The sequence below is a fragment of the Microbacterium sp. genome (assembly GCF_036566905.1).
Taxonomy (GTDB): domain Bacteria; phylum Actinomycetota; class Actinomycetes; order Actinomycetales; family Microbacteriaceae; genus Microbacterium.
In genome coordinates, this window is the sequence record NZ_DATCVK010000219.1 from 1 (window position 1) to 21,928 (window position 21,928).

At 69.2% G+C, this 21,928-nt stretch carries 19 protein-coding genes and 3 tRNA genes; 12 read left to right on the forward strand and 10 right to left on the reverse strand.

Annotated elements, in window-relative coordinates:
* On the reverse strand, positions 1 to 1,261 hold a 1,261-nt coding region (locus VIP82_RS19235), incomplete at its 3' end, for a bifunctional 3'-5' exonuclease/DNA polymerase (RefSeq protein WP_331911580.1).
* 21 nt (positions 1,262 to 1,282) lie between these two features.
* Positions 1,283 to 2,014: a zinc ribbon domain-containing protein gene (locus tag VIP82_RS19240; RefSeq protein WP_331911582.1), complete on the reverse strand. Its 732-nt coding sequence runs from the start codon at positions 2,012 to 2,014 to the stop codon at positions 1,283 to 1,285.
* Between the two features lie 88 nt (positions 2,015 to 2,102).
* Here VIP82_RS19240 and VIP82_RS19245 point away from each other — a divergent pair, with 88 nt between their 5' ends.
* Positions 2,103 to 3,635, forward strand: coding sequence for an amino acid permease (locus VIP82_RS19245; RefSeq protein ID WP_331911584.1), 1,533 nt, complete (start codon positions 2,103 to 2,105; stop codon positions 3,633 to 3,635).
* Between the two features lie 9 nt (positions 3,636 to 3,644).
* Here the strand turns inward: VIP82_RS19245 and VIP82_RS19250 are convergent.
* Positions 3,645 to 3,717 (reverse strand) — tRNA-Val (locus tag VIP82_RS19250).
* A 141-nt stretch (positions 3,718 to 3,858) separates the two neighbouring features.
* Here VIP82_RS19250 and aceE point away from each other — a divergent pair.
* The 6 genes from aceE (at position 3,859) to VIP82_RS19280 (ending at position 11,464) form a co-directional block, all read left to right on the forward strand.
* The gene (gene aceE / locus VIP82_RS19255; RefSeq protein ID WP_331911586.1) at positions 3,859 to 6,588 is read left to right on the forward strand and encodes a pyruvate dehydrogenase (acetyl-transferring), homodimeric type; all 2,730 of its coding nucleotides are present in this window, start codon (positions 3,859 to 3,861) and stop codon (positions 6,586 to 6,588) included.
* Between the two features lie 10 nt (positions 6,589 to 6,598).
* Positions 6,599 to 7,819: a PucR family transcriptional regulator gene (locus VIP82_RS19260; protein ID WP_414684706.1), complete on the forward strand. Its 1,221-nt coding sequence runs from the start codon at positions 6,599 to 6,601 to the stop codon at positions 7,817 to 7,819.
* Between the two features lie 101 nt (positions 7,820 to 7,920).
* A complete protein-coding gene (locus tag VIP82_RS19265) occupies positions 7,921 to 8,832 on the forward strand; it encodes an ACP S-malonyltransferase (protein ID WP_331911588.1) in 912 nt (303 codons plus the stop codon).
* A gap of 13 nt (positions 8,833 to 8,845) precedes the next feature.
* On the forward strand, positions 8,846 to 9,847 hold the full coding sequence (locus VIP82_RS19270; protein WP_331911590.1) for a beta-ketoacyl-ACP synthase III: 1,002 nt from the start codon (positions 8,846 to 8,848) through the stop codon (positions 9,845 to 9,847).
* A 73-nt stretch (positions 9,848 to 9,920) separates the two neighbouring features.
* Complete coding sequence (locus VIP82_RS19275; protein ID WP_013586517.1) at positions 9,921 to 10,169, forward strand: acyl carrier protein; 249 nt, start codon at positions 9,921 to 9,923, stop codon at positions 10,167 to 10,169.
* 56 nt (positions 10,170 to 10,225) lie between these two features.
* The gene (locus VIP82_RS19280) at positions 10,226 to 11,464 is read left to right on the forward strand and encodes a beta-ketoacyl-[acyl-carrier-protein] synthase family protein (RefSeq protein WP_331911592.1); all 1,239 of its coding nucleotides are present in this window, start codon (positions 10,226 to 10,228) and stop codon (positions 11,462 to 11,464) included.
* 183 nt (positions 11,465 to 11,647) lie between these two features.
* On the opposite strand, the gene VIP82_RS19285 is transcribed toward VIP82_RS19280, so the two are convergent.
* Together VIP82_RS19285 and VIP82_RS19290 are read right to left on the reverse strand one after the other, a co-directional pair.
* A complete protein-coding gene (locus VIP82_RS19285) occupies positions 11,648 to 12,151 on the reverse strand; it encodes a DUF3145 domain-containing protein (RefSeq protein ID WP_331911594.1) in 504 nt (167 codons plus the stop codon).
* Positions 12,152 to 12,302: 151 nt separating this feature from the next.
* On the reverse strand, positions 12,303 to 13,076 hold the full coding sequence (locus tag VIP82_RS19290; RefSeq protein ID WP_331911596.1) for a hypothetical protein: 774 nt from the start codon (positions 13,074 to 13,076) through the stop codon (positions 12,303 to 12,305).
* Between the two features lie 165 nt (positions 13,077 to 13,241).
* Between VIP82_RS19290 and VIP82_RS19295 the strand changes: the two genes are divergently transcribed.
* Positions 13,242 to 15,248: a DUF262 domain-containing protein gene (locus tag VIP82_RS19295; protein ID WP_331911598.1), complete on the forward strand. Its 2,007-nt coding sequence runs from the start codon at positions 13,242 to 13,244 to the stop codon at positions 15,246 to 15,248.
* Positions 15,249 to 15,310: 62 nt separating this feature from the next.
* On the opposite strand, the gene nagE is transcribed toward VIP82_RS19295, so the two are convergent.
* Positions 15,311 to 17,251, reverse strand: coding sequence for an N-acetylglucosamine-specific PTS transporter subunit IIBC (nagE, locus tag VIP82_RS19300; protein WP_331911600.1), 1,941 nt, complete (start codon positions 17,249 to 17,251; stop codon positions 15,311 to 15,313).
* Positions 17,252 to 17,430: 179 nt separating this feature from the next.
* Between nagE and VIP82_RS19305 the strand changes: the two genes are divergently transcribed.
* Entirely contained in the window at positions 17,431 to 17,898 is a 468-nt protein-coding gene (locus tag VIP82_RS19305; protein WP_331911602.1) for a hypothetical protein, read from the forward strand.
* Positions 17,899 to 17,958: 60 nt separating this feature from the next.
* Here the strand turns inward: VIP82_RS19305 and VIP82_RS19310 are convergent.
* Together VIP82_RS19310 and VIP82_RS19315 are read right to left on the reverse strand one after the other, a co-directional pair.
* Positions 17,959 to 18,032: transfer RNA gene (locus VIP82_RS19310), tRNA-Ile, on the reverse strand.
* Positions 18,033 to 18,084: 52 nt separating this feature from the next.
* Entirely contained in the window at positions 18,085 to 19,173 is a 1,089-nt protein-coding gene (locus VIP82_RS19315; RefSeq protein ID WP_331911604.1) for a DMT family transporter, read from the reverse strand.
* 42 nt (positions 19,174 to 19,215) lie between these two features.
* Between VIP82_RS19315 and def the strand changes: the two genes are divergently transcribed.
* From def to VIP82_RS19330, 3 genes are all read left to right on the forward strand, one after another.
* The gene (def, locus tag VIP82_RS19320; protein WP_331911606.1) at positions 19,216 to 19,782 is read left to right on the forward strand and encodes a peptide deformylase; all 567 of its coding nucleotides are present in this window, start codon (positions 19,216 to 19,218) and stop codon (positions 19,780 to 19,782) included.
* Positions 19,783 to 19,877: 95 nt separating this feature from the next.
* Positions 19,878 to 20,369 carry a DUF6153 family protein gene (locus tag VIP82_RS19325; RefSeq protein WP_331911608.1) on the forward strand — a complete coding sequence of 164 codons (492 nt, stop codon included), beginning with the start codon at positions 19,878 to 19,880 and terminating at the stop codon, positions 20,367 to 20,369.
* A gap of 92 nt (positions 20,370 to 20,461) precedes the next feature.
* Positions 20,462 to 21,055: a DUF305 domain-containing protein gene (locus VIP82_RS19330; RefSeq protein ID WP_331911610.1), complete on the forward strand. Its 594-nt coding sequence runs from the start codon at positions 20,462 to 20,464 to the stop codon at positions 21,053 to 21,055.
* Positions 21,056 to 21,101: 46 nt separating this feature from the next.
* On the opposite strand, the gene VIP82_RS19335 is transcribed toward VIP82_RS19330, so the two are convergent.
* Together VIP82_RS19335 and VIP82_RS19340 are read right to left on the reverse strand one after the other, a co-directional pair.
* Complete coding sequence (locus VIP82_RS19335; protein WP_331911612.1) at positions 21,102 to 21,761, reverse strand: hypothetical protein; 660 nt, start codon at positions 21,759 to 21,761, stop codon at positions 21,102 to 21,104.
* Between the two features lie 64 nt (positions 21,762 to 21,825).
* Positions 21,826 to 21,898: transfer RNA gene (locus tag VIP82_RS19340), tRNA-Asn, on the reverse strand.
* Positions 21,899 to 21,928: the final 30 nt, after the last annotated feature.

The following is a 21,928-nucleotide window of genomic DNA, read 5'->3' on the forward strand; positions in this document are numbered from 1 at the left end:
CCTCGCCGACGCGCGCCGCGTCGTCCACGAGACCCATGGCGCGCGGGTACGCGCGGCGCAGGCGCGGCACCAGGCGGCCGGACTCCCCCGTCGTCGCGCCGTACATCGCGCCCAGGATGGCGATCTTGGCCTCCTGCCGGGTGGCGACGGCACCGCTCTCGACGATGCCCGCATAGAGGTCGCGCCCGCGCGCCGCCGCCGCGAGGGCGGTGTCGCTCGATATGGCCGCCAGGACGCGGGGTTCGAGCTGGGCGACATCGGCGACGACGAGCCGCCAGCCCGGGTCCGCCCGCACCGCCTCGCGCAGTTGCCGCGGCAGCTGGAGGGCGCCGCCCCCGGACGACGCCCAGCGGCCGGTGACGACGCCGCCGGGGACGAAGACGGGGCGGAATCTGCCGTCCGCGACCCATTCGGAGAGCCACGTCCACCCGTTGGCGGACAGCAGCCGCGACAGCTTCTTGTATTCGAGCAGCGGTTCGATGACGGGATGCCGCTGCTCGGCGAGCTCCCAACGGCTCGTGGACTCGACGAGCACGCCGGCGCGATGCAGCGCCCGCAGCAGCTTCGGCTGCGAGTCGAGGCTCGCCGTCGGATCCCCCAGCGCCGCGCGCACCCGCTCGGCGGCATCGGCGAGCTTCGCCGGCTGGCCGCCACCCGGTGGGCGTTCGCCCAGCGTCTCGACGAGGATGCGGTCGTGCGCCTCGGCGTCCCACGGGAGTCCCGCGGCCCTCATCTCAGAAGCGACCAGTGCGCCGGCGGACTCCGCCGCGATGAGCAGCCGCAGCCTGCCCGCCTCGGAACTGTCCGCGATGGCGGCACGCTGCCGGACGAACTCGGTCAGGGCGGCGTCGGCATCCGCGGGCGGGCCCGCGGGGCGCTGCGCCTGATCGAGCTCGAACAGCGCAGGCGCCGCGTTCTCGGCATCGACGTAGGGTGCGGCATCCCATTCCACCGCACGCCGCACCGCAGCGGAGTCGGCGACCAGGGCCGAGTCGCGGAGGATCGCGTGGCAGAGCCGCAGGTCGTGGCAGCGGGCGACGCGGATGCCGTCGGTGAGGAGGGCGCCGTACCACTGCGGGGTGTCATGCCAGACCCAGCGTGGCGCCCAGCGCGCCTCGGCGTCCGCGATCCACGACGTCAGCCGTGCCGGGTCGACCTCCTCGCGGCCGAGTTCGGTCGCGGACGCATCCAGCAGGATGGCGCGGACCAGGCGTGCGGTCCGTCCGAGGACGATCCAGGCCGGAGCCTCAGCTGCGTCCACGCCGGCACGGTCCGGCTGTGCTCACAGCCCGGATTCGTCGTCGCGCACCAGCAGGCAGCCGCACTCCGGGCACGTGACGACCTCGTCGTCCGCGGCCTGCCGCAGCACCTGCAGGTCGGTGCCGGCGAGCACCATGTTGCAGCCTTCGCACGTGCGACGGCGCAGGAACGCCGCCCCGGAGCTGCGGACGGCGACACGGTCGTACAGCGCGATGAGGTCGGCGGGAAGGGCACCGGCGATCGCTGCGCGGTCGCGGGTGGCGGCATCGAACGCCGCCGTCGCCTCGGCGACCGCGCGCTTGCCCTCGGCGCTGAGCTCGGCTCCCTCCGCGTTGGTCGCCGCGATCAGCGCCTCCTGCTCGGCGACGGCCGCGTCCGTCAGCTCGAGCCGCTCCATGACCGCGAGCTCGGCGTCCTCCAGGTCGCTCTTGCGTCGCGCGAGGGCGGCGAGCTCGCTCTCGAAGCCCTGCGCCTCCTTGGAGTTGGTGGATGCTGCGAGCCGCTGCGCGTCACGCGCGGCGCGGGCGTCGACGACGGCGACGTCGGACTCGATGCGCGACAGCTCCGTGCGCAGATCGTCGCGGGCGCCGAGACGCGTCGTGAGCTCCTGCGAGAGCTGCTGACGGCGCCCGAGCAGCTCCTGGACGCGACCGGCCTGCGGGGGGTTCTTGCGGGCGTTCTCGGCCTGGCGGATCCGGGCGTCGAGCTGGGCGACCTCGACGAGGCGGCGCTGGTCTGCGGGGCTGGCTTTCACGTGTCCAACCTACCGTGGGCATCGACGCCGCGATCGGCGGCGGCTAGCATTCGACGACCGGTCCTTCCGATGACGAAAGGCGCGCACCATGGGCGTTCTCCGCACCAAGTCCGTCGAGCGGTCCATCGCCGACACCGATGAACCGGAGTTCCGCCTCAAGAAGTCGCTGACAGCTCTCGACCTCACGGTCTTCGGCATCGGCGTCGTGATCGGGGCGGGGATCTTCACGCTCACCGGTCGCGCCGCGCATGAGGTCGCTGGCCCCGCGATCGTCATCAGCTTCGCGGTCGCCGCCATCGCCTGCACGCTCGCCGCCCTCTGCTACGCGGAGTTCGCGTCGACCGTGCCCGTATCGGGCTCGGCGTACACGTTCTCGTACTCGTCGCTCGGCGAGCTGTTCGCCTGGATCATCGGGTGGGACCTCATCCTCGAGATGTTCCTGGGCGCGAGCGTGGTGGCGCAGGGATGGAGCGCGTACCTCGGCACGCTCCTCGAGCAGCTCGGGATGCCGATCCCGGCAGAGATCGGCTACGGCGGCGTCGTCGACCTCATGGCGATCCTGCTGGTGCTCGTGCTCGGCGGGCTCATGACCTTCGGCATCAAGGAATCGCTCCGGGTGAACATGGTCCTCGTCGCGGTGAAGCTCTTCATCGTGCTGTTCGTGATCGTGGCCGGCCTCCTCTTCATCAATCCCGCCAACTGGTCGCCGTTCGTGCCCGCCGCGGCACCGACGGACGCGCCGACCGGCCTCAGCCAGCCGCTGCTGCAGTTCTTCTCGGGGATCGAGCCGACCGCCTTCGGCGTCGGCGGCATCTTCGCCGGCGCCGCCCTCGTGTTCTTCGCCTACATCGGCTTCGACGTCGTCGCCACGACCGCCGAGGAGACGCGCAACCCGCAGCGCGACCTGCCGATCGGCATCATCGCGTCGCTGGTGATCTGCACGCTGCTCTACTGCGCGGTCGCGCTGGTCGTGACGGGCATGGTGCCCTATCAGGACCTCGACCCCGCTGCCGCCCTCGCCAACGCCTTCGCGTTCCACGGTCAGACCTGGATGGCCACGCTGATCTCGGCGGGCGCCGTCGCCGGCCTCACGACGGTCGTCCTGACGCTGCTGATCGGCGCGACCCGCATCATCTTCGCGATGTCGCGCGATGCGCTGCTGCCGATGGGCCTCGCGAAGGTGCACCCGCGGTACCGCACGCCCTGGCTCATCTCGCTCATCGTCACGATCGTCGTCGCGGTCGTCGCCGGGTTCACGCCCGTCGGACTCCTCGAGGAGATGGTGAACATCGGCACGCTCTCCGCTTTCGTGCTGGTCTCGGTCGGCGTCATCGTGCTGCGCCGCAAGCGCCCCGACCTGCCTCGGGCGTTCCGCGTGCCGCTCAACCCGTGGCTGCCCGCATTGTCGGCGGCGATCTGCGTGTACCTGATGCTCAACCTCACCGTCGAGACCTGGCTGCGATTCGTGGTGTGGCTCGTCATCGGGTTCGTGATCTACTTCGCCTACTCGCACCGGCACTCGAAGATCGGCCAGCCCGGCTACGAGGACTTCGCGCTGCCGCATGTCGTCTCGCACCAGCGCGACGACAGCGACGACGATCCGCGGCCGGATCGGGAATGAGGAGCACGGTGGGCCCTGCCGGGATCGAACCGACGACATCCACGGTGTAAACGTGGCGCTCTACCAGCTGAGCTAAAGGCCCTCGCGGTCAGTCTACGAGGTGCGTCCGGTTCGTCCCGAACTCGGTAGGCTGGCAGATGGTGCGTTGTGGAGGGCTGACAAAGCCCGCGGCGCTCCGGTAGCGATTCCCTGGCATGATCTGCCAGACGACGAAAGGTCTTCTGTGACTGTCAACGATCAGGATCCGTACTCGCAGGAACCCCTCGACAGCGATCCCGATGAGACCTCCGAGTGGCAGGAGTCCCTCCAGCAGCTCGTGCAGGCGAAGGGCCACGGGCGTGGCCGCGAAATCATGCTGAGCCTGCTGCAGACCTCGCACGAACTGCAGCTGAACGTCCCGCAGGTTCCCACCACGGACTACATCAACACGATCGCCCCCGAGAACGAGCCCGAATTCCCCGGCGACGAAGAGCTCGAGCGCCGCTACCGCCGGTGGATCCGCTGGAACGCCGCCGTCACTGTCCATCGCGCACAGCGGCCCGGCATCGGCGTCGGCGGCCACATCTCGACGTACGCGTCGTCGGCCTCGCTGTACGAGGTGGGTTTCAACCACTTCTTCCGCGGCCTCGACGACCCGACCGGCGGCGACCAGATCTTCATCCAGGGCCACGCCTCCCCCGGCATCTACGCCCGCTCGTTCCTCGAGGGGCGTCTCACCTCGGAGCAGCTCGACGGCTTCCGCCAGGAGAAGTCGAAGGCGCCGAACGCGCTGCCGTCGTACCCGCACCCCCGTCTCATGCCGGAGTACTGGCAGTTCCCGACGGTCTCGATGGGTCTCGGCCCGATCAACGCCATCTACCAGGCGATGTCGAACAAATACCTCACCAACCGCGGGATCAAGGATCTCTCGAACTCGCGGGTGTGGGCCTTCCTCGGCGACGGCGAGATGGACGAGGTCGAGAGCCGCGGTCAGCTCCAGGTGGCTGCGAACGAGGGCCTGGACAATCTGACCTTCGTCGTCAACTGCAACCTGCAGCGCCTCGACGGACCCGTCCGCGGCAACGGCAAGATCATCCAGGAGCTCGAGAGCTTCTTCCGCGGCGCCGGCTGGAACGTCATCAAGGTCGTCTGGGGCAGCGGATGGGACGAGCTGCTCGCGAAGGACACCGACGGCGCGCTCGTGCACCTCATGAACACGACGCCCGACGGCGACTTCCAGACGTACCGCGCCGAGGACGGCGCCTTCATCCGCGAGCACTTCTTCGGCCGCGACGAGCGCACCGCTGCTCTGGTGAAGGACTGGTCGGATGACGACATCTGGGGCAAGCTCCGCCGTGGCGGTCTGGACTACCGCAAGGTCTACGGCGCCTACAAGGCGGCGACCGAGCACAAGGGTCAGCCGACCGTCATCCTCGCGAAGACGATCAAGGGCTACGGGCTCGGACATCACTTCGAGGGCCGCAACGCGACCCACCAGATGAAGAAGATGACGCTGCAGGACCTCAAGTACTTCCGCGACTCCATGCGGATCCCGGTCTCGGACGCGCAGCTGGAAGAGAACCCGTACCTGCCGCCGTACTACAACCCCGGCGGCAACGACGAGACGATCCAGTACATGCTCGAGCGTCGCCGGGCGCTGGGCGGGTTCCTGCCGGAGCGCCGCTCGCATCACGTCGGCCTGCAGCTGCCGGGCGACGAGGCGTACGCGCTGCCGAAGAAGGGTTCGGGAACGCAGGAGATCGCCACCACGATGGCGTTCGTCCGGCTCCTGAAGGACCTGCTGCGGGCGAAGGACTTCGGGCACCGCATCGTGCCGATCATCCCCGACGAGGCGCGCACGTTCGGCATGGACGCGTACTTCCCGACGGCGAAGATCTACAACCCGCACGGCCAGAACTACACCTCCGTGGACCGCGAGCTGCTGCTCGCGTACAAGGAGAGCCCGCAGGGTCAGATCATCCACGTCGGCATCAACGAGGCCGGCGCGGTGGCCGCGTTCACCGCCGCGGGCACGTCCTACGCCACGCACGGCGAGCCGCTGATCCCGGTGTACGTCTTCTACTCGATGTTCGGGTTCCAGCGCACCGGCGACGCGCAGTGGGCCGCGGGCGACCAGATGGCGCGCGGGTTCATCATCGGCGCGACGGCAGGACGCACGACGCTGACCGGTGAGGGCCTGCAGCACGCCGACGGCCACTCGCTCCTGCTGGCGTCGACCAACCCGGCCACCCTGTCGTACGACCCCGCCTACGGCTACGAGATCGCGCACATCGTCCGCTCGGGCATCGAGCGCATGTACGGCGGCAACCACCCCGACCCCAACGTCATGTACTACCTCACGGTGTACAACGAGCCGCTGGTGCAGCCGGCGGAGCCGGAGGGCGTGGATGTCGACGGCATCGTGCGCGGCATCCACCGCGTCTCGACCGCGGAGGGCGAGGGCCCGAAGGCCCAGCTCCTGGCGTCGGGCGTCGGCGTGCCGTGGGCGCTCGAGGCGCAGCAGCTGCTGCGCGACGACTGGGGCGTGCAGGCCGACGTGTGGTCGGTCACCTCGTGGAGCGAGCTGCGCCGCGACGGCCTTGCCGCCGACGAGCACAACTTCCTGCACCCCGAGGAGGAGCCGCACACCGCGTACCTCACCGACAAGCTGCGGGATGCCGCAGGCCCCGTCGTCGCGGTGAGCGACTTCATGCACGCCGTCCAGGACCAGATCCGCCCGTGGGTGCCGAACCGGTTCGCGACCCTCGGAGCCGACGGCTTCGGGTTCTCGGACACGCGCGCCGCCGCCCGTCGCTTCTTCAAGATCGACGGACCGTCGGTCGTCGTCCGCACGCTGCAGGCGCTTGCCGAAGAGGGTGCGGTCGACCGCGCCCTCGCCGCGCAGGCGATCGAGAAGTACCGCCTGCACGACGTGACCGCGGGAACGAGTGGGAACGCGGGCGGCGAGAGCTGACCTGACGACGATGGGCAAACCCGCCGAGGTGATGGACAAGGTCGAGACGCTCGCCTGGCTGCGACGCATCTCGGGTGACCTCGCCACCGTCACGATCAAGCGCCTCGACGACACGCTGCCCTGGTATGCCGAGATGCCGCCGGCCCGACGCTCCGCCGTCGGGCTGGTGGCACAGGCGGGCATCACGTCGTTCATCCAGTGGTACGACGATCCCGCCTCCACGCCCTGGATCGCGGCCGACATCTTCGCGGCCGCTCCCCGGGAGCTCCTGCGGAGCGTGAGCCTGACGCAGACGCTGCAGCTGATCCGCGTGACGGTCGAGGTGACCGAGGAGCGGGTAGCCGGCAAGGGCGAGCATCTGCGGGAGGCGATCCTCCTGTACTCCCGAGAGGTCGCCTTCGCCGCGGCGGACGTGTACGCCCGCGCGGCGGAGGCCCGTGGACTGTGGGATGCCCGGCTCGAGGCCCTCGTCGTTGACTCGATCCTGACCGGGGAGGCCGACGAGGAGCTGCCGAGCCGCATCGCGGCACTGGGCTGGCACGGCCACGGCGAGGTCGCGGTGCTCGTCGGCACGACTCCCCCGCAGTTCGACGTCGACCAGCTGCGCCGGACGGCGCGCAAGCTCGGCGTGGACGTGCTGATCGGTGTGCAGGGCTCTCGCCTGGTGCTCGTCGTGGGGCGCGCCGAGCCGGCCGCCATGGCCGAGGACGCCGTGACAGACCTGCCGTTCGCCGAGATCGCCCGACGCCTGGAGCCGGGGTTCGGAGCCGGCTACCTCGTGCTCGGTCCGACGGTGCCGGCGCTCGTGGACGCGAGCCAGAGCGCGCGGGCGGCGCTGGCAGGCTTCGCCGTCGCGCGGGCGTGGCGTCACGCGCCCCGCCCCGTCGAAGCGGACGACCTGCTGCCCGAGCGCGCCCTCGCCGGCGACCCCCTCGCCAAGCTCACCCTTGTCGATCGCATCTACCGACCGCTCCAGGCGCACAGCGCCGACCTGGTCGCGACTCTCTGGGCGTACCTCGACAACGGCCGCTCGCTCGAGGCGACCGCCCGCGAGCTCTTCGTGCACCCGAACACGGTCCGCTATCGCCTCAAGCGCGTGTCGGAGGTCATCGGCTGGGATGCGACGGGCCCCCGTGAGGCCCTGATCCTGCAGACCGCGCTGATCCTCGGCTCCATCGGAACGGATGCCGCCCGCCGCCGCCCGCCGGCGGCGCGACGCGGCGCCGGCTGACGCCGAGGACGACCCGACGTGTGGACCACGCACAAAGGCAACCGCGATTCTTGTGACGGTGTCGCCAGAACCCCCTCCACGATCCTTGACAGGATGGAACGGTGAGAATCGCGGTCTTCCCCGGACAGGGCTCCCAGTCCCCCGGCTTCCTGGCACCCTGGCTCGACGCGGACGGCGCAGCCGATCGGCTCGCGCAGTACTCGGAGTGGTCCGGCGTGGACCTCGTCGCCGCCGGTACCGAGTGGGATGCCGACCGCATCCGCGACACGCAGGTGGCGCAGCCGCTGATCGTCGCTGCGAGCCTGATGTCGTGGAACGCGCTGCCGGACCGTGAGCGCATCGCCGGTGTCGCCGGTCACTCCGTCGGCGAGTTCGCCGCGGCGGCCGCAGCCGGCGTCCTCAGCGAGCAGGCAGCATTGACGCTCGTCGGCATCCGCGGTCGCGCGATGGCCGAAGCCGCGGCTGCCGCCGAGACGGGCATGAGCGCGGTGATCGGCGGCGACGAGGCGTCCATCCTGGCGCGCCTCGACGAGCTCGACCTCGCGCCGGCCAACTACAACGGCGGCGGCCAGCTCGTCGTCGCGGGTGCTCTCGATGCGCTCCAGGCGCTGGCGGCGGAGCCGGTCGCCGGCACCCGCGTCATCCCGCTGCAGGTCGCCGGAGCCTTCCACACCCGCTACATGGCGCCGGCCGTCGAGACGCTGCGCGCCGCGGCGGCCGAGGTGGCGGCATCCGACCCCGACGTCCTGCTGTGGACCAACCGCAACGGCTCGGCCGTGACGTCCGGCCGCGAGTTCGTGGACCTGCTGGTCGACCAGGTCGCCTCTCCGGTGCGCTGGGACCTCTGCATGGCGTCTTTCGCCGACGCCGGCGTGTCGGGCCTCGTGGAGCTGTCTCCGGCGGGGACGCTCGTCGGGCTGGCCAAGCGCGCGCTGCGCGGAGTGCCGGCCGTCGCCGTGAAGACGCCCGATGACCTGGAGGCCGCCATCGCCCTGGTGGCCGTCGACGCATGACCGGAGTATCCGCATGACCCGCATCCTCGTTCAGCCCACCGGTGCCGCCCACACGCGCATCTACGCGTACGGCGCCGCCCGTGGCGAGATCGCCGTGCCGAACGACGACCTGATCGGTCCGATCGACTCGAGCGACGAGTGGATCCGCCAGCGCACCGGCATCATCACGCGCATGCGCGCCGTTCCCGAGACCTCGGCCATCGATCTCGCGACGGATGCAGCGACCGAGGCGATCGCCAAGTCCGGTGTGGACCCGAAGCTGATCGATGCCGTCATCGTCGCCACCGTCACCAACCCGAAGCAGACGCCGTCCGTGGCAGCCATCGTCGCCGACCGCGTCGGGTCGAACCCTGCAGCGGCCTACGACGTCAACGCCGCGTGCGCCGGCTTCTCGTACGGAGTCGCGCAGGCTGACGCCCTCATCCGCGGGGGTCTCGCCCACTACGCCGTCGTCGTCGGCGCCGAGAAGCTCAGCGACGTCGTTGATCCGACTGATCGCAGCATCTCGTTCCTGCTCGGCGATGGCGCCGGCGCCGTCGTGATCGGTCCGAGCGACACGCCCGGCATCGGTCCGACCGTCTGGGGCTCCGACGGCTCCAAGGCCGACGCCGTGGGCATGAACCACACGCTCACCGAATTCCGCGACGGCGTCGCACCGTGGCCGACCCTCCGCCAGGAAGGACCAACGGTCTTCCGCTGGGCGGTGTGGGAGATGGTCAAGGTCGCCCGCCAGGCGCTCGAGGCGGCCGGAATCGAGGCCTCGGACCTCGCGGCCTTCGTGCCGCACCAGGCGAACATGCGCATCATCGACGAGTTCGCCAAGCAGCTCAAGCTCCCCGACACGGTTGTGATCGGCCGCGACATCGAGACGACCGGCAACACCTCCGCCGCGTCCATCCCGCTCGCGACGCACCGTCTGCTGGAGGAGCATCCCGAGCTCAGCGGCGGGCTGGCGCTGCAGATCGGCTTCGGTGCCGGACTCGTGTTCGGTGCACAGGTCGTCGTCCTTCCCTGACCCGGCGGAGCGCGACCCTAGACTGAGACGGCCCGTTCGGGCCCCCGCAACCCCTAGAAAACAGGAGAACCCCATGGCATTCACCAACGACGAGGTCCTCGCCGGACTCGCGGAGCTCATCACCGACGAGACCGGCATCTCGGCCGACGAGGTCGCCCTCGAGAAGTCGTTCACGGACGACCTCGACATCGACTCGATCTCGATGATGACGATCGTCGTCAACGCCGAGGAGAAGTTCGGCGTCACCATCCCCGACGACGAGGTCAAGAACCTCAAGACCGTCGGCGACGCCGTCACCTTCATCACGTCGAACCAGGCGTAAACCCCCCGGTGGGGGCTGCGGCCCCCACCGGCGCATCCATGAGGATCTAGAACGACATGAGCAACTCCCGCATCGTCGTCACCGGCATCGGCGCATCGTCGCCGCTCGGCGGCACGGCACCCGAGAGCTGGTCCGCGCTCCTGGAGGGCGTCTCCGGCGCCCGCACCCTCGAGTACGACTGGGTCGAGAAGTACCAGCTGCCGGTGACCTTCGCCGCGGAGGCGAAGGTGCGTCCCGACACCGTGCTCGAGCGCCCCATCGCGAAGCGCCTCGACCCCTCGTCCCAGTTCGCGCTCGTCGCGGCCATGGAGGCGTGGGCGGATGCCGGCAGCCCGGAGATCGAACCGGAGCGACTGGGCGTCGACTTCGCCACGGGCATCGGCGGGCTGCACACGCTTCTCGACGGCTGGGACACTCTGCGCGAGAAGGGACCGCGCCGCGTTCTGCCGATGACGGTCCCGATGCTCATGCCGAACGCGGCAGCCGGAAACCTCTCGCTCCACTTCAACGCCCGCGCCTACGCGCGCACCGTCGCCAGTGCCTGTGCGTCGAGCACCGAGTCGATCGTCAACGCGATCGAGCACATCCGCGCCGGCTACGCCGACGTCGTGATCGCCGGCGGCACCGAGTCCGTCATCCACCCGGTGACGATCGCCGCGTTCTCCTCGATGCAGGCGCTCTCCCGTCGCAACGACGATCCCGCGACCGCCTCGCGGCCGTGCAGCGTCGACCGTGACGGCTTCGTCATGGGCGAGGGCGCGGCCGTCCTCATCCTGGAGACCGAGGAGCACGCGCGTGCGCGCGGCGCCAAGATCTACGCGGTCGCGGCCGGCGGCGGCGTCACCGCGGACTCGTACCACATCACCGCCAACGATCCCGAGGGGCTCGGCGCCTCGCGCGCGGTGCGCCTGGCGCTCGAGATGGCGGATGCCTCTGCCGACGACGTCACGCACATCAACGCGCACGCCACCTCGACGCCCGTCGGCGACCCGAACGAGTACACCGCGCTGCACTCGGTGTTCGGCGACCGCATCGACGAGATCCCGGTGTCGGCCACCAAGGCGTCGACCGGCCACCTCCTCGGTGGCACCGGCGCGCTCGAGGCGATCTTCACGGTGCTGGCCCTCCAGGACCGCGTCGCTCCGCCGACCATCAACCTGACGACGCAGGACCCCGAGGTGCCGTTCCGGATCTCCGGCACCCCTACGCCGCTCGGAGACGGGCCGCACCTCGCGATCAGCAACTCGTTCGGCTTCGGCGGGCACAACGCGGTCGCCGCGTTCGCCTCGATCTGAGGTCGCCGGAGCGACTGCGTCGGCCCGCGAAGCGGGTCGACCTCCCTCACACGAAGACGCCCCCGGTGAAGCCGACCGGGGGCGTCTGTCGTGTCAGGCGGTGGTTCGCGGTCTCGCTGCCCGGGATTCACGGCCTCCGAGCCTCGGTAGTGGCGCCTCGCACCGCCTGCGTCTGAGAGAGTCTCAGCCGACCTTGTGCAGCCAGACGACGGGCGCGTCGTCGCTCGCGTGCCGGAACGGCTCGAGCTCCTCGTCCCATGCGGCGCCGAGCGCGACGTCCAGTTCCCGCCGCAGCTCGAACGCGTCGCCGCCGGCGATCTCCATCGCGTAACGGACGCGGTCCTCGCCGATGACGACGTTGCCGGCGGTGTCGGTCTGCGCATAGTGGATGCCGAGACCCGGCGTGTGCAGCCAGCGGCCGCCGTCACTGCGTGGTGTGGGATCCTCCGTGACTTCGAAGCGCAGATGCTCCCAGCCGCGGATGGCCGTCGCCAGAGCCGACCCGGTGCCGGCGGCGCCCTCCCAATAGAACTCGGCGCGGCGGCTGCCGGTGAGGACGGGCTGGTCGACCCAGTCGAAGCTGACCGCTCTGCCCAGTGCTCGACCGACCGCCCACTCGAGGTGCGGGCACAACGCCCGTGGCGCGGAGTGGATGAAGATCACCCCACGCGCTTTTTGTGTCGCCATGATCTCTCCGTTCGTCAGGTGCGTCTTCCCCTACGACCTGTGACGGTGTCATGACGTGCTGTTCGGTTGTGCTGCCGCCCATTATCGCGGAGAGGGCGGGGAAATCACAAGACTGTGATTTCCCCGCCCTCTGCGATCGGGACGAGGAGGCTCAGGCCTCGCTCATCGCCTGGACCTCGGCCTTGCCCTTGGCGGCGTAGTACGCGGCGCGGGCGGCGTCGCGGCGAGCCTGCTCGGCCTGGCCGGCGTCGAGCACGTCCTGCGCGACCTCGACGTAGTCGGTGGTCGGCTTGCCGTGGTACTTCTCGATGTAGGCGTCGAGCTCGGGGCCGGACTCCCACGACGTGATGAGGCAGTAGCGAGCCTCGTCGCCGGTGTGGTGGACCGCGTGCCACAGGCGCTGCGTGTCGACGATCAGCTGGGCGCCGGCCGGAAGGGCGACGCGGTACTCGATGCTCGGGTCGGTACGGTTCTCGCGCAGCACGAAGTAGCTGTTCTTGTCGTCGGTGAGGTTGAAGAAGCCGCGGACGACCCAGCCGGTGCCGTCGGGGTTGAGCCGGTTGTTGTCGTCCTGGTGCAGGTTGTACAGCGCGTCGGCGTACGTGTTGGGCTGCAGCTCGATGACGCGGCAGCGGCCGACGTTCGCGCCCGGTTCCTGCGCGCGACGCGTCATGTCCGGTGCCTTCTCGACCTGCGAGGGGATCCAGACGCCGTCCTTGTCGGTGCGCGGGGGCGTGTGGTTCCAGAACCCGTTGCACTCGATCTCGCCCTTGGCCGAGGCCAGCGGCGCGAAGCGGGTGTCACCCGACGACTTCCAGTCGACGTACTCGATGGACAGCCACTCCTTCGGGTCGAGCTCCCTGTCGTAGGGGTCGAGGACCACGAAGCCGGTCTCATCGAGAGCGGCAGACTTGATGTAACCCATGACGAATCATGCCTTTCGGTCAGTGAGCCAGCACGTTTTAACAGGCTCAACTTAGGCAAGCCTACCTCGGGCCCCTGAAGGCTCCGGAGGACCGCGCCGTGAATAACCGCGGGGCGCCCGGGCAGCCGGTTCGGCGGGGTGAGCCCCCTTTAGACTGGATGGGCCATGGTCACTGCCACGAATGTCGACGCCACTGCTGTCAACACCATCGGATGGCTCTCGGCCGCGGATTGGACGATCGTCGTCCCTGTCTACCAGCGCCAGTACCGGTGGGACATCGGCGGATGCGAGCAGCTGCTCTCAGACATCCGCGCGGTGGCCGACCTCGACGATCGCCACATGCACTTCATCGGCTCGATCCTCTCGTCGGCCAGCGGCCAGGGCGAGGATGCCGAGCTCGTGCTGATCGACGGCCAGCAGCGGACGACGACCCTCATGCTGCTCGTCGCGGCGCTGCACCACACCGTCCGCGAGGCGGATCCGGAACTCGCCGATCAGCTGCAGCGCGTTCTCGTGCACTCCCACGACGCGACGCAGACGAAGCTGCGCCCGCATCGCGCATGGGCGTCGGTCTTCGAGCGGGTCGTGCTCGACCTCCCACTCCCCCACGGCGAGCAGCGCGACTCGCGGTTCGACGACAACTACGCGTTCTTCCGCAGCCAGATCAGCCTCGACGAGGCACCCCACATCTGGCGCGGTCTGCAGAAGCTCGAGCACGTGGCGATCACGCTCGGCATCGGTGCGAACGCGCAGCAGATCTTCGAGAGCCTCAACTCGACCGGCGAGCCGCTGCGCGACCACGAGCTGATCCACAACTACGTGCTCATGGGCCTCACCCATGCAGAGCAGCGTGAGATCGAAGCAGAGTACTGGCAGCCGATCGAACAGAACACCGGCGACTCGATCGCCGAATTCTGGCGGCAGTACCTGGTCATGAGAACGGGGCGTGAGGTGACCGTCGTCGGCGGGCGGGGCGTGTACGAGGCCTTCCGCCACGAGTTCCCCCGCCTCGAGTTCGCCGATCTGGTGCGCCACGCCGCCGAATGGCGAGACCTGTCCCGCGTGTACCGGGTGCTGCTGCACCCGAGCGAGGCGCCGGATGCCGAGATCACTCGCCATCTGTCCCACCTCAGCACCTTCGGCACCGGCATGTACCCGCTCGTCATGCGGGCGTACCGAGATCTCGAACTGGGTTCGATCGCGCGCGGCGAGCTGATCGAGACGCTCGAGATGGTGCAGTCGCTCCTCGTGCGCCGCTCGGTCGTCGGCACCGGAGTGGACCGCCTGGTGGCGCGCCTCTGCCGGGCGCGTGAACAGGGCCGCGGGGCGCTGGTCTCGGCGATCTCGCGAATCACTCCGTCGGACGAGCGCGTCGCGGTGGCGCTGAAGTACTCCGAGCTCCCCCACGCCCGGTACGTGCTGGGTCGCCTCGCCGGGGTCGATGGTGCCGGCGGGCTCGACGTCGAGCACATCTTCCCGCTCGCGCCCGGTGATGGCTGGTCGGGCGACGGTGTGCGGGAGTGGGCGTCGTACAGCGACGACGAGCAGAACAGCCACCGCGCCCTCGCGAACACGATCGGCAACCTCACGGTCCTCGAGGAGGATCTCGCGCTGCGCGCCTGGGACCGCTCGTTCCCCCAGAAGCAGGCGCTGTACGCCCGCAGCACCATCGAGACGACGTCGGCGCTGGCGGAGCTCCCCGGGTGGGGGACGGCGGCGATCGCGCAGCGATCGATGCAGCTGACGCGGCGCTTCGTCGAGGTGTGGAAGCGGCCCGGCGGTCCTGCGATCGACGACGACGGGCTCACCCCGATCCTCGACGCCGTCCGCCGGCGAGGGTGGCCTCCGGGATGGCACCGCGAGTGGTCGTACGTGGAGTACTGCGGCGAGCACTGGGAGGTGCCCGACGTCAAGTACCTCTTCAACCGCGTCTTCAAGCGGCTGTGGGCCGACTCACGCGACGCCGTGGTCGCGTACAGCGCGCGACGCGGCGGGCCCGTCTACACCGCGCAGTCGTGGAACGGCCAATGGGATCGCCTCGACGATGAGCACTCGCTCTACATGGGGTGGGACTCCAGCTACATGCTGAGCGCCGTGCAGGGTGTCCTCGAAGAGGCGGGCCTCGCGGCCGAGGTCTTCGTCAAGTACTCGTACATCGGCAGCGCGATGTGAGAAGGGGACGGATGCCTCGGCTCGAGGCATCCGTCCCCTTCATCGTGGGTCGCGCGCGGGCGTCACTCGAAGGTGACGGCGGCGTTCTCGTTGTTCAGCACGATCACCGGGGTGATCGAGGGGTGGCCCGCTGCCTGGATCTTCGCCAGGTCGAAGCGGAGCAGGGGCGTGCCGGCCGTGACCTTCTGCCCCTTCTCGACGAGGGTCTGGAAGCCATCGCCCTTCATGCCGACCGTGTCGATGCCGACGTGGATCAGCAGCTCGGTGCCGTCACTCAGAACGAGCGCCACGGCGTGACTGCTGTCGAACGTCGCCCCGATGGTGCCGTCGGCGGGAGCGACCACCGTGTCGCCGGTCGGCTCGATGGCCAGGCCCGGGCCCATGATGCCCTGCGCGAACGTCGGATCGGGCACCGCGGACAGCGGAACCACCCGTCCCTCGAGTGGCTGGCGCAGCGTCACTGTCGTGGTCGCCGGGGTGTCGGTGAGCACCGCGGTGGCGCCCGCGGCGGGAGCGATCGAAGGCTCGGGCGCTGCGCCTGCCGGCACGGCGACCTCGCCCGCAATGATCTGCTCCATCGCGTCCTTCACGAACTGGACGTTGGTTCCGTAGACCACCTGCACCGACTTGCCGCCCGGCTTCATGGTGCCTGCAGCCCCCGCGCGCTTGAGTGCGGTTTCGTCGACCTTGCTGGGGTCGTCGATCTCCATCCGCAAGCGCGTGGCGCAGTTCTCGAGTTCGAGGATGTTGTCCTTTCCTCCGAGCGCATCGATGAAGCGGCCGCCGGTGACCAGGTACTTGTCATCGGCCGCGTGCGTGTCGTACTCCGTGCCCTCGCCGAGGATGTCGTCGTCTTCACGGCCCGGCGTCTTCAGGTTGAACCGCTTGATGAAGAAGTAGAACACCACGAAGTAGATGAAGAACCAGAACACACCCATGACGGGGATGAGCCACGGGTTCTGCGCCATCGGGTTCATCCAGTTGAGGACGAGGTCGATGAAGCCGCCTGAGAAGCCGAAGCCCATGCGCACCGGCAGAATCTGGCTGATGGCCATCGAGATGCCGGTGAAGACCGCGTGCACCAGGTACAGCACCGGCGCCAGGAACATGAAGGCGAACTCGAGGGGCTCGGTCACACCGACGAAGAACGACGAGATCGCGCCGCCGAGCAGGATGCCGTAGGCGAGCTTCTTGCGTGTGGTCTTGGCCGTCAGGTACATCGCGAGGGCCGCACCGGGCAGACCGAACATCATGATCGGGAAGAAGCCCGTCATGTACTGACCGGTCACGCCGTACGTGCCCTCACCGGAGAGGAAGTTGTTCAGATCGTTGATCCCAGCCACATCGAACCAGAACACGGAGTTCAGGGCGTGATGCAGACCGACAGGGATCAGCAGGCGATTGAGGAAGCCGTAGATGCCCGTGCCGAACGGTCCGAGGGTGACGATCCACTCGCCGAACGTGACGAGGCCGCCGTAGACCCAGGGCCACACGAAGAACAGCGCGATGGCGACCACGAGGGAGAAGCCAGCCGTGACGATCGCCACCGAACGCTTGCCCGAGAAGAACGACAGGGCGTCGGGGAGTTTGGTGTCTTTGAACTTGTTGTAGCAGTACGCGCCGATGAGTCCGCAGATGATGCCGACGAACACGTTCTGCACCTTCAGGAAGGCGGGATCGACCTCGTTGACGTCGGCGATGCCGGTGTAGAGGGCGACCGTCTCCGGCTTGAGCAGCGTGGTGACGACGAGCCATGACACAAGCCCGGCCAGCGCCGAGGTGCCGTCGGATTTCTGCGCCATTCCGAGTGCGATGCCGACGGCGAACAGCAGTGCCATGTTGTCGAGCAGCGACCCGCCCGCAGCGCCGAGGAACGCCGAGACGAGGTTGGGACTCTTCCCGCCGTTGCTGATCCAGTAGCTCAGGCCCGACAAGATCGCGGCAACCGGCAGCACAGCCACCGGGAGCATGATCGATCGGCCGAGCCTCTGTAAGAACTTCATTGTTCGCCTCCACGAGGGGCCAGGGGACAGGTGATGTCGATGACGCTACAGGCAAACCGACTCGCGCGGCACTGGGTCCCCCTCCGAAAGTAAGGAGGGTGAACGAATCCGCCCGGGGCGTACCCGAGTGGGCCGTGGCGCGCGGCACCACCTCACCGGCAGCCCTCTACGCTGGCTCCATGACGGACTCGCCGACCGACACAGCGACGCGCATCCGGTGGGGCTGGTTCGCGGCGTGCATCCTCCTCGGATCCGCGGGGATCCTCCTCGGCATGCTCGTCGCCCCGCCCGAGGACCGATCGGGATACCTCGCCGGTGTGCTCGGCGGTGTCGGCACGACCCTGCTGCTGGTCGGCGTTGTGCTGCTCCTCGAGCGGCGGATCATCGACAGCGCCGTGAAGGTGGTGCGTGATGCGGCCGAGGAGGCGCGGATCCGTTCGGACCGGGTGATGCGCGAGCAGGTGCACGACCTGGAGGAGAGGATCACCGACCTCTGGGCGACGACGGAGACCGGCGAGGACGTCGCGCGCAAGCAGCAGCAGACGAGCCGGATGGCCCACGAGTTCACCGAGCGCGTCGTGAACGAGTACACCGGCGAGCCGGAGCCGTACGGCCCCGATCCCGATCCGGGCGACGCACGACGCTGATCACAGCCAGACGCATGGAGAACCGCCGCAACCCTTCGGGCAGCGGCGGTTCTCGACTCGTAGGGCGGGTGGGACTTGAACCCACGATCGTCGGGTTATGAGCCCGCTGCCTTGACCAGCTTGGCCACCGCCCCTCGGCACGGAGTGCGCAACGAGCCTACCGGTCCGCTCCGAGCGGTGCGTGCGTCAGCGCTTGTCGGGATCGTCGAGGCGGTCTTTGACGGGGGGCTCGGGCCACACCTTGGCGACCGCCTCGGTGACCTTGACGGAGCCGGTGCGCGGGTGCGCGGCATCCCCTGCTCCGCCGTCGCTCCCCCGCTGGATCGGCAGCTCCTGGCTCTCGCTGAGCACCTGCGGATGATGTCGTGCGAGCTGGAACACGCCCCACACGGCAATGGCGCCGACGACGGCGAAGGAGATGTAGACCCACAGCGGGGCGCCCGCCGCCTCTTGGAGCACCGTCAGACCGATGATGATCGCGACGATCGGGTCGATGACCGTGAGCCCCGCGACGACGAGGTCGGGCGGGCCCGACGCGTAGGCGCTCTGGACGAAGTAGGCACCCACGATGGCGCCGATGATCAGCGCGGCCAGGCACAGGAGGGTAAGCCAGTTGAAGTTGCTGTCTTTGACACGCTCGATGACGACCTTGGCCAGAGTCGCGACGAAACCGTAGATGACGCCGGCGGCGGTGATGTAGAACAGCGCACCCATGCGCTTGCGCAGCCAGATCCACAGTCCCGCGAACACCAGGGTGACGACGAGCAGCAGGACCAGAATCGTGATCAGCTGGCCGTTCGACACCGGCTTCTCGGTCGCGAACAGGGCAGCGATCGTGACGAAGATGAAGATGCCGCCGACGCAGGCCGCGATCGCGATGAGCGAGCGCTTCGTCGGCCGGTGTCCGCTTATCTGCGCGTTCAGCAGGGTCGTGATGACGAGGGCGACCGCGCCGAGCGGCTGCACGACGATGAGCGGTGCGAAGTACAGGGCCGACAGCTGGCAGACGATGGCGAGCCCCAGCATCACGGTGCCGATCACCCACGAGGGGCGGGCGAGCAGCTTCACCAGGTGACTGGGCCCGAGGCCCTGGGTCGAGTGCCCTCCACTGAGGCGCTCCACCTTCGTGACGCCGCGGTGCTGGTACTGGGCGCCGAACGACATGAACACCGCACCGAGCAGGGCGAGAGGGATGCCGATCAGGATGCCGGGGTTCTGGAAGGCACCGACGAGCTGATCGCCGACGTCCTCGAGTTCCACCGCTGTCCAGAGCACGTATCGACACTAGCCGCAGGCGCCGCTCGATAGGCTCAAGGCGTGGCTGTTCTCCCGATTCGCATCATGGGCGATCCCGTCCTGCATGCCCCCGCGTCCGTCGTCGAAGAGATCACGGATGATGTCCGCGCACTGGTCGCGGACATGTTCGAGACGATGGATGCCGCCCCTGGCGTGGGCCTGGCGGCCCCTCAGGTCGGCGTGCCTCTGCGCATCTACACGTACACGTACGCCGGCGACGACGGTGAGCCCTGGCGCGGCGTGATCATCAACCCGGAGCTCTGGATGCGGCCTCTCGAGCCGGGTGCGCCCGATCCGGACGAGGAGTCGGAGGGGTGCCTGTCGTTCCCGGGCGAGCGGTTCCCCCTGCGCCGTTCGGAGGAGGTGCTCGTGACCGGCATCGACCTCGACGGCGCACCCGTGAGCATCCAGGTAGACGGATGGCGGGCGCGCATCATGCAGCACGAGTTCGATCACCTCGACGGCATCCTCTATGTCGACCGCCTCGACGACGGTGACTGGAAGACGGTGCAGAAGATCGCACGCAAGCGCGGCTGGGGCCGGCCGGGAAGCTCCTGGACTCCGGGCGTGGACGACATCGAGGCCTGATCCTCGGCCTCCAGCGTATACCCCTGTCGGGTATACGCTGGAGGCAGGGCGAGGCAACAGGTCTCGCGATCTGCGTTCCGAGCGAGGAGAGACGGATGCCGCGACGGCGACTCCCCCGCTCCTGGCACCGTTGGTCGATCGCGGCGCGGATCGTCGCCGCGGCGGCGATCATCGTCGGACTCCTCGGCATGCATGTGCTCATGTCCCCGGCGACGCACGCCGCGCACATGACCGCCGCCGCTGACGGTTCTGCCATGGCCGCCTTCACCGTCTCCCCGCAGTCGCACCACGACGGATCGGCGGCGGCCGCGGCGATGACGGACGCGGCCGCGCTCGACGAGAGCTGCACGGGCGTATGCGCGGATCCGTCGAGCCGTGGTTCGTCTCACGGTCAGGACCACGGCATCTGGACCGTCATCTGCGTGCTGGCGCTGCTGCTGACCGTGCTGCTGGTCGTTCCCTCTCAGCGCTCGTGGCAGTCGCCATGGCGCCTCCTTCCTCCCGCAGGAGTGCGGTCGGTCGGCGGGATCGACAGCGCGCCGCGGCATCCACCCTCCCTCACTCTGCTCTCGATCAGCCGGACCTGAGTCGCCGACTCCCGGCTCTCTGCCGGGACACGCCTCCGGGCCTCGTGCGAGGTCACGGAGTACCGCTGACGGCACTGATCGAAGGAGAAGAGATGAACACGCGCACGCGCACCCTTGCGGTGATCCTGCCGCTCACGATGGCATTGGCCGTGACCGGCTGTGCAGGAGCGGCCGACACGAGTCGCGACATACCGGGAATGCACCACGAGTCCGCGAGCTCGGCATCGCCGGTCGACGCGAAGATGGCCGACCAGATGTTCGTGACCATGATGATCCCCCACCACGAGCAGGCGATCGAGATGGCTGAGATCGTCCTCGCTAAGGACGGGGTCGATCCCCGCGTGGTGGCGATCGCCGAGCGCATCCGGGCCGCACAAGGCCCCGAGATCGAACTCATGGCGGGCTGGCTCGATGACTGGGGCGTCGAACGTGCCCCGAGCGGCATGGATCACGGCGACGGCATGATGTCGGAGGCCGACATGACCGCTCTCAGCGACGCCGACGGAACGACGGCAGGCAGGCTCTTCCTGGAGCAGATGGTCGAGCACCACCGGGGTGCCGTCGAGATGGCGGAGGCAGCCCTGGAATCGGCCGAGGATCCTGACGTGCGCGCCCTCGCCCAACAGGTGATCGAGGACCAGAACGCGGAGATCACCGAGATGCAGGAGCTCGCGGCCACGCTGTGAACGAGGCTCTGGCGGGTGGGGATCTGTGGACCCGCCCGTCAGGGCGTCAACCGTCGCCGCGGCGATTCTGGCGCTCGACCCACCGGCGAAGCTCCGCGTCGGCTCCGGGCGGCGCCTGTGCGATCACGTTCATGCCCTGGCGCACGAGGGTCGTGCCGGTGCGCATCGGGCCCCACACTCGGGCAGTGGTCAGCTCGCCGGTGTCGACGTCGCGCACCTGCACCTGCGTGGTGTCCGTGGTCTTGCGCGTGCCGGCCTTCCCCGCGACGTGCTGCACCACCAGCACCGGCAGGCCGTGGGCGGCAGCGGTGGCGATGACGGCGTCGAGGTCGTGGGCGGCCCACTGGCTGCGGATGCCGCGCACCGTCCACAGGGCCACCAGCACGACGAGCACCGTAGCGATGCCGGTCGGCACGAGCCAGCAGCTCACGATCGCGAGGGCCAGAGACCAGAGCACGATCCCGCGGACCGCGAGCAGGATCGCCGCGATCGACGGCACGAGCGCGAGGAACAGCCAGGGCTCCGGCGCGGAGACGGGGAACATCCATGGCTCCCCGTCGAAGAGCACGACGAGCCCGACCCAGACGACCGCCCCGGCGAACAACGCGAGCGCGCCGAGCAGCGGCGCGGCGCGGTAGATCGGTGCCGGGGCGGGGACGCCGCCTTCGACCGCCAGCAGCGGCGAGGGCTTCGCGCGACCCGCCATGTGCACCCCTCGATCTGATCCCGGAGACGAAGAAAGCCTCGGGGGTGGAGCCCCGAGGCCTTCGCTCCCCCACTTGGACTCGAACCAAGAACCTATCGGTTAACAGCCGATTGCTCTGCCAATTGAGCTATGGAGGAATGGTCCGCACTCTCGCGCGGGCAACCAGA

Excerpts from the sequence above, each read along its gene's own strand:
- nagE (WP_331911600.1), bottom strand. The coding sequence starts at position 17,251 with ATGAAGTTCTTACAGAGGCTCGGCCGATCGATCATGCTCCCGGTGGCT.
- VIP82_RS19280 (WP_331911592.1), top strand. The coding sequence starts at position 10,226 with ATGAGCAACTCCCGCATCGTCGTCACCGGCATCGGCGCATCGTCGCCG.
- VIP82_RS19305 (WP_331911602.1), top strand. The coding sequence starts at position 17,431 with ATGACGGACTCGCCGACCGACACAGCGACGCGCATCCGGTGGGGCTGG.
- VIP82_RS19330 (WP_331911610.1), top strand. The coding sequence starts at position 20,462 with ATGAACACGCGCACGCGCACCCTTGCGGTGATCCTGCCGCTCACGATG.
- VIP82_RS19295 (WP_331911598.1), top strand. The coding sequence starts at position 13,242 with ATGGTCACTGCCACGAATGTCGACGCCACTGCTGTCAACACCATCGGA.
- VIP82_RS19245 (WP_331911584.1), top strand. The coding sequence starts at position 2,103 with ATGGGCGTTCTCCGCACCAAGTCCGTCGAGCGGTCCATCGCCGACACC.
- VIP82_RS19290 (WP_331911596.1), bottom strand. The coding sequence starts at position 13,076 with ATGGGTTACATCAAGTCTGCCGCTCTCGATGAGACCGGCTTCGTGGTC.
- VIP82_RS19335 (WP_331911612.1), bottom strand. The coding sequence starts at position 21,761 with ATGGCGGGTCGCGCGAAGCCCTCGCCGCTGCTGGCGGTCGAAGGCGGC.
- VIP82_RS19325 (WP_331911608.1), top strand. The coding sequence starts at position 19,878 with ATGCCGCGACGGCGACTCCCCCGCTCCTGGCACCGTTGGTCGATCGCG.
- VIP82_RS19285 (WP_331911594.1), bottom strand. The coding sequence starts at position 12,151 with ATGGCGACACAAAAAGCGCGTGGGGTGATCTTCATCCACTCCGCGCCA.
- VIP82_RS19275 (WP_013586517.1), top strand. The coding sequence starts at position 9,921 with ATGGCATTCACCAACGACGAGGTCCTCGCCGGACTCGCGGAGCTCATC.
- VIP82_RS19260 (WP_414684706.1), top strand. The coding sequence starts at position 6,599 with ATGGGCAAACCCGCCGAGGTGATGGACAAGGTCGAGACGCTCGCCTGG.
- VIP82_RS19270 (WP_331911590.1), top strand. The coding sequence starts at position 8,846 with ATGACCCGCATCCTCGTTCAGCCCACCGGTGCCGCCCACACGCGCATC.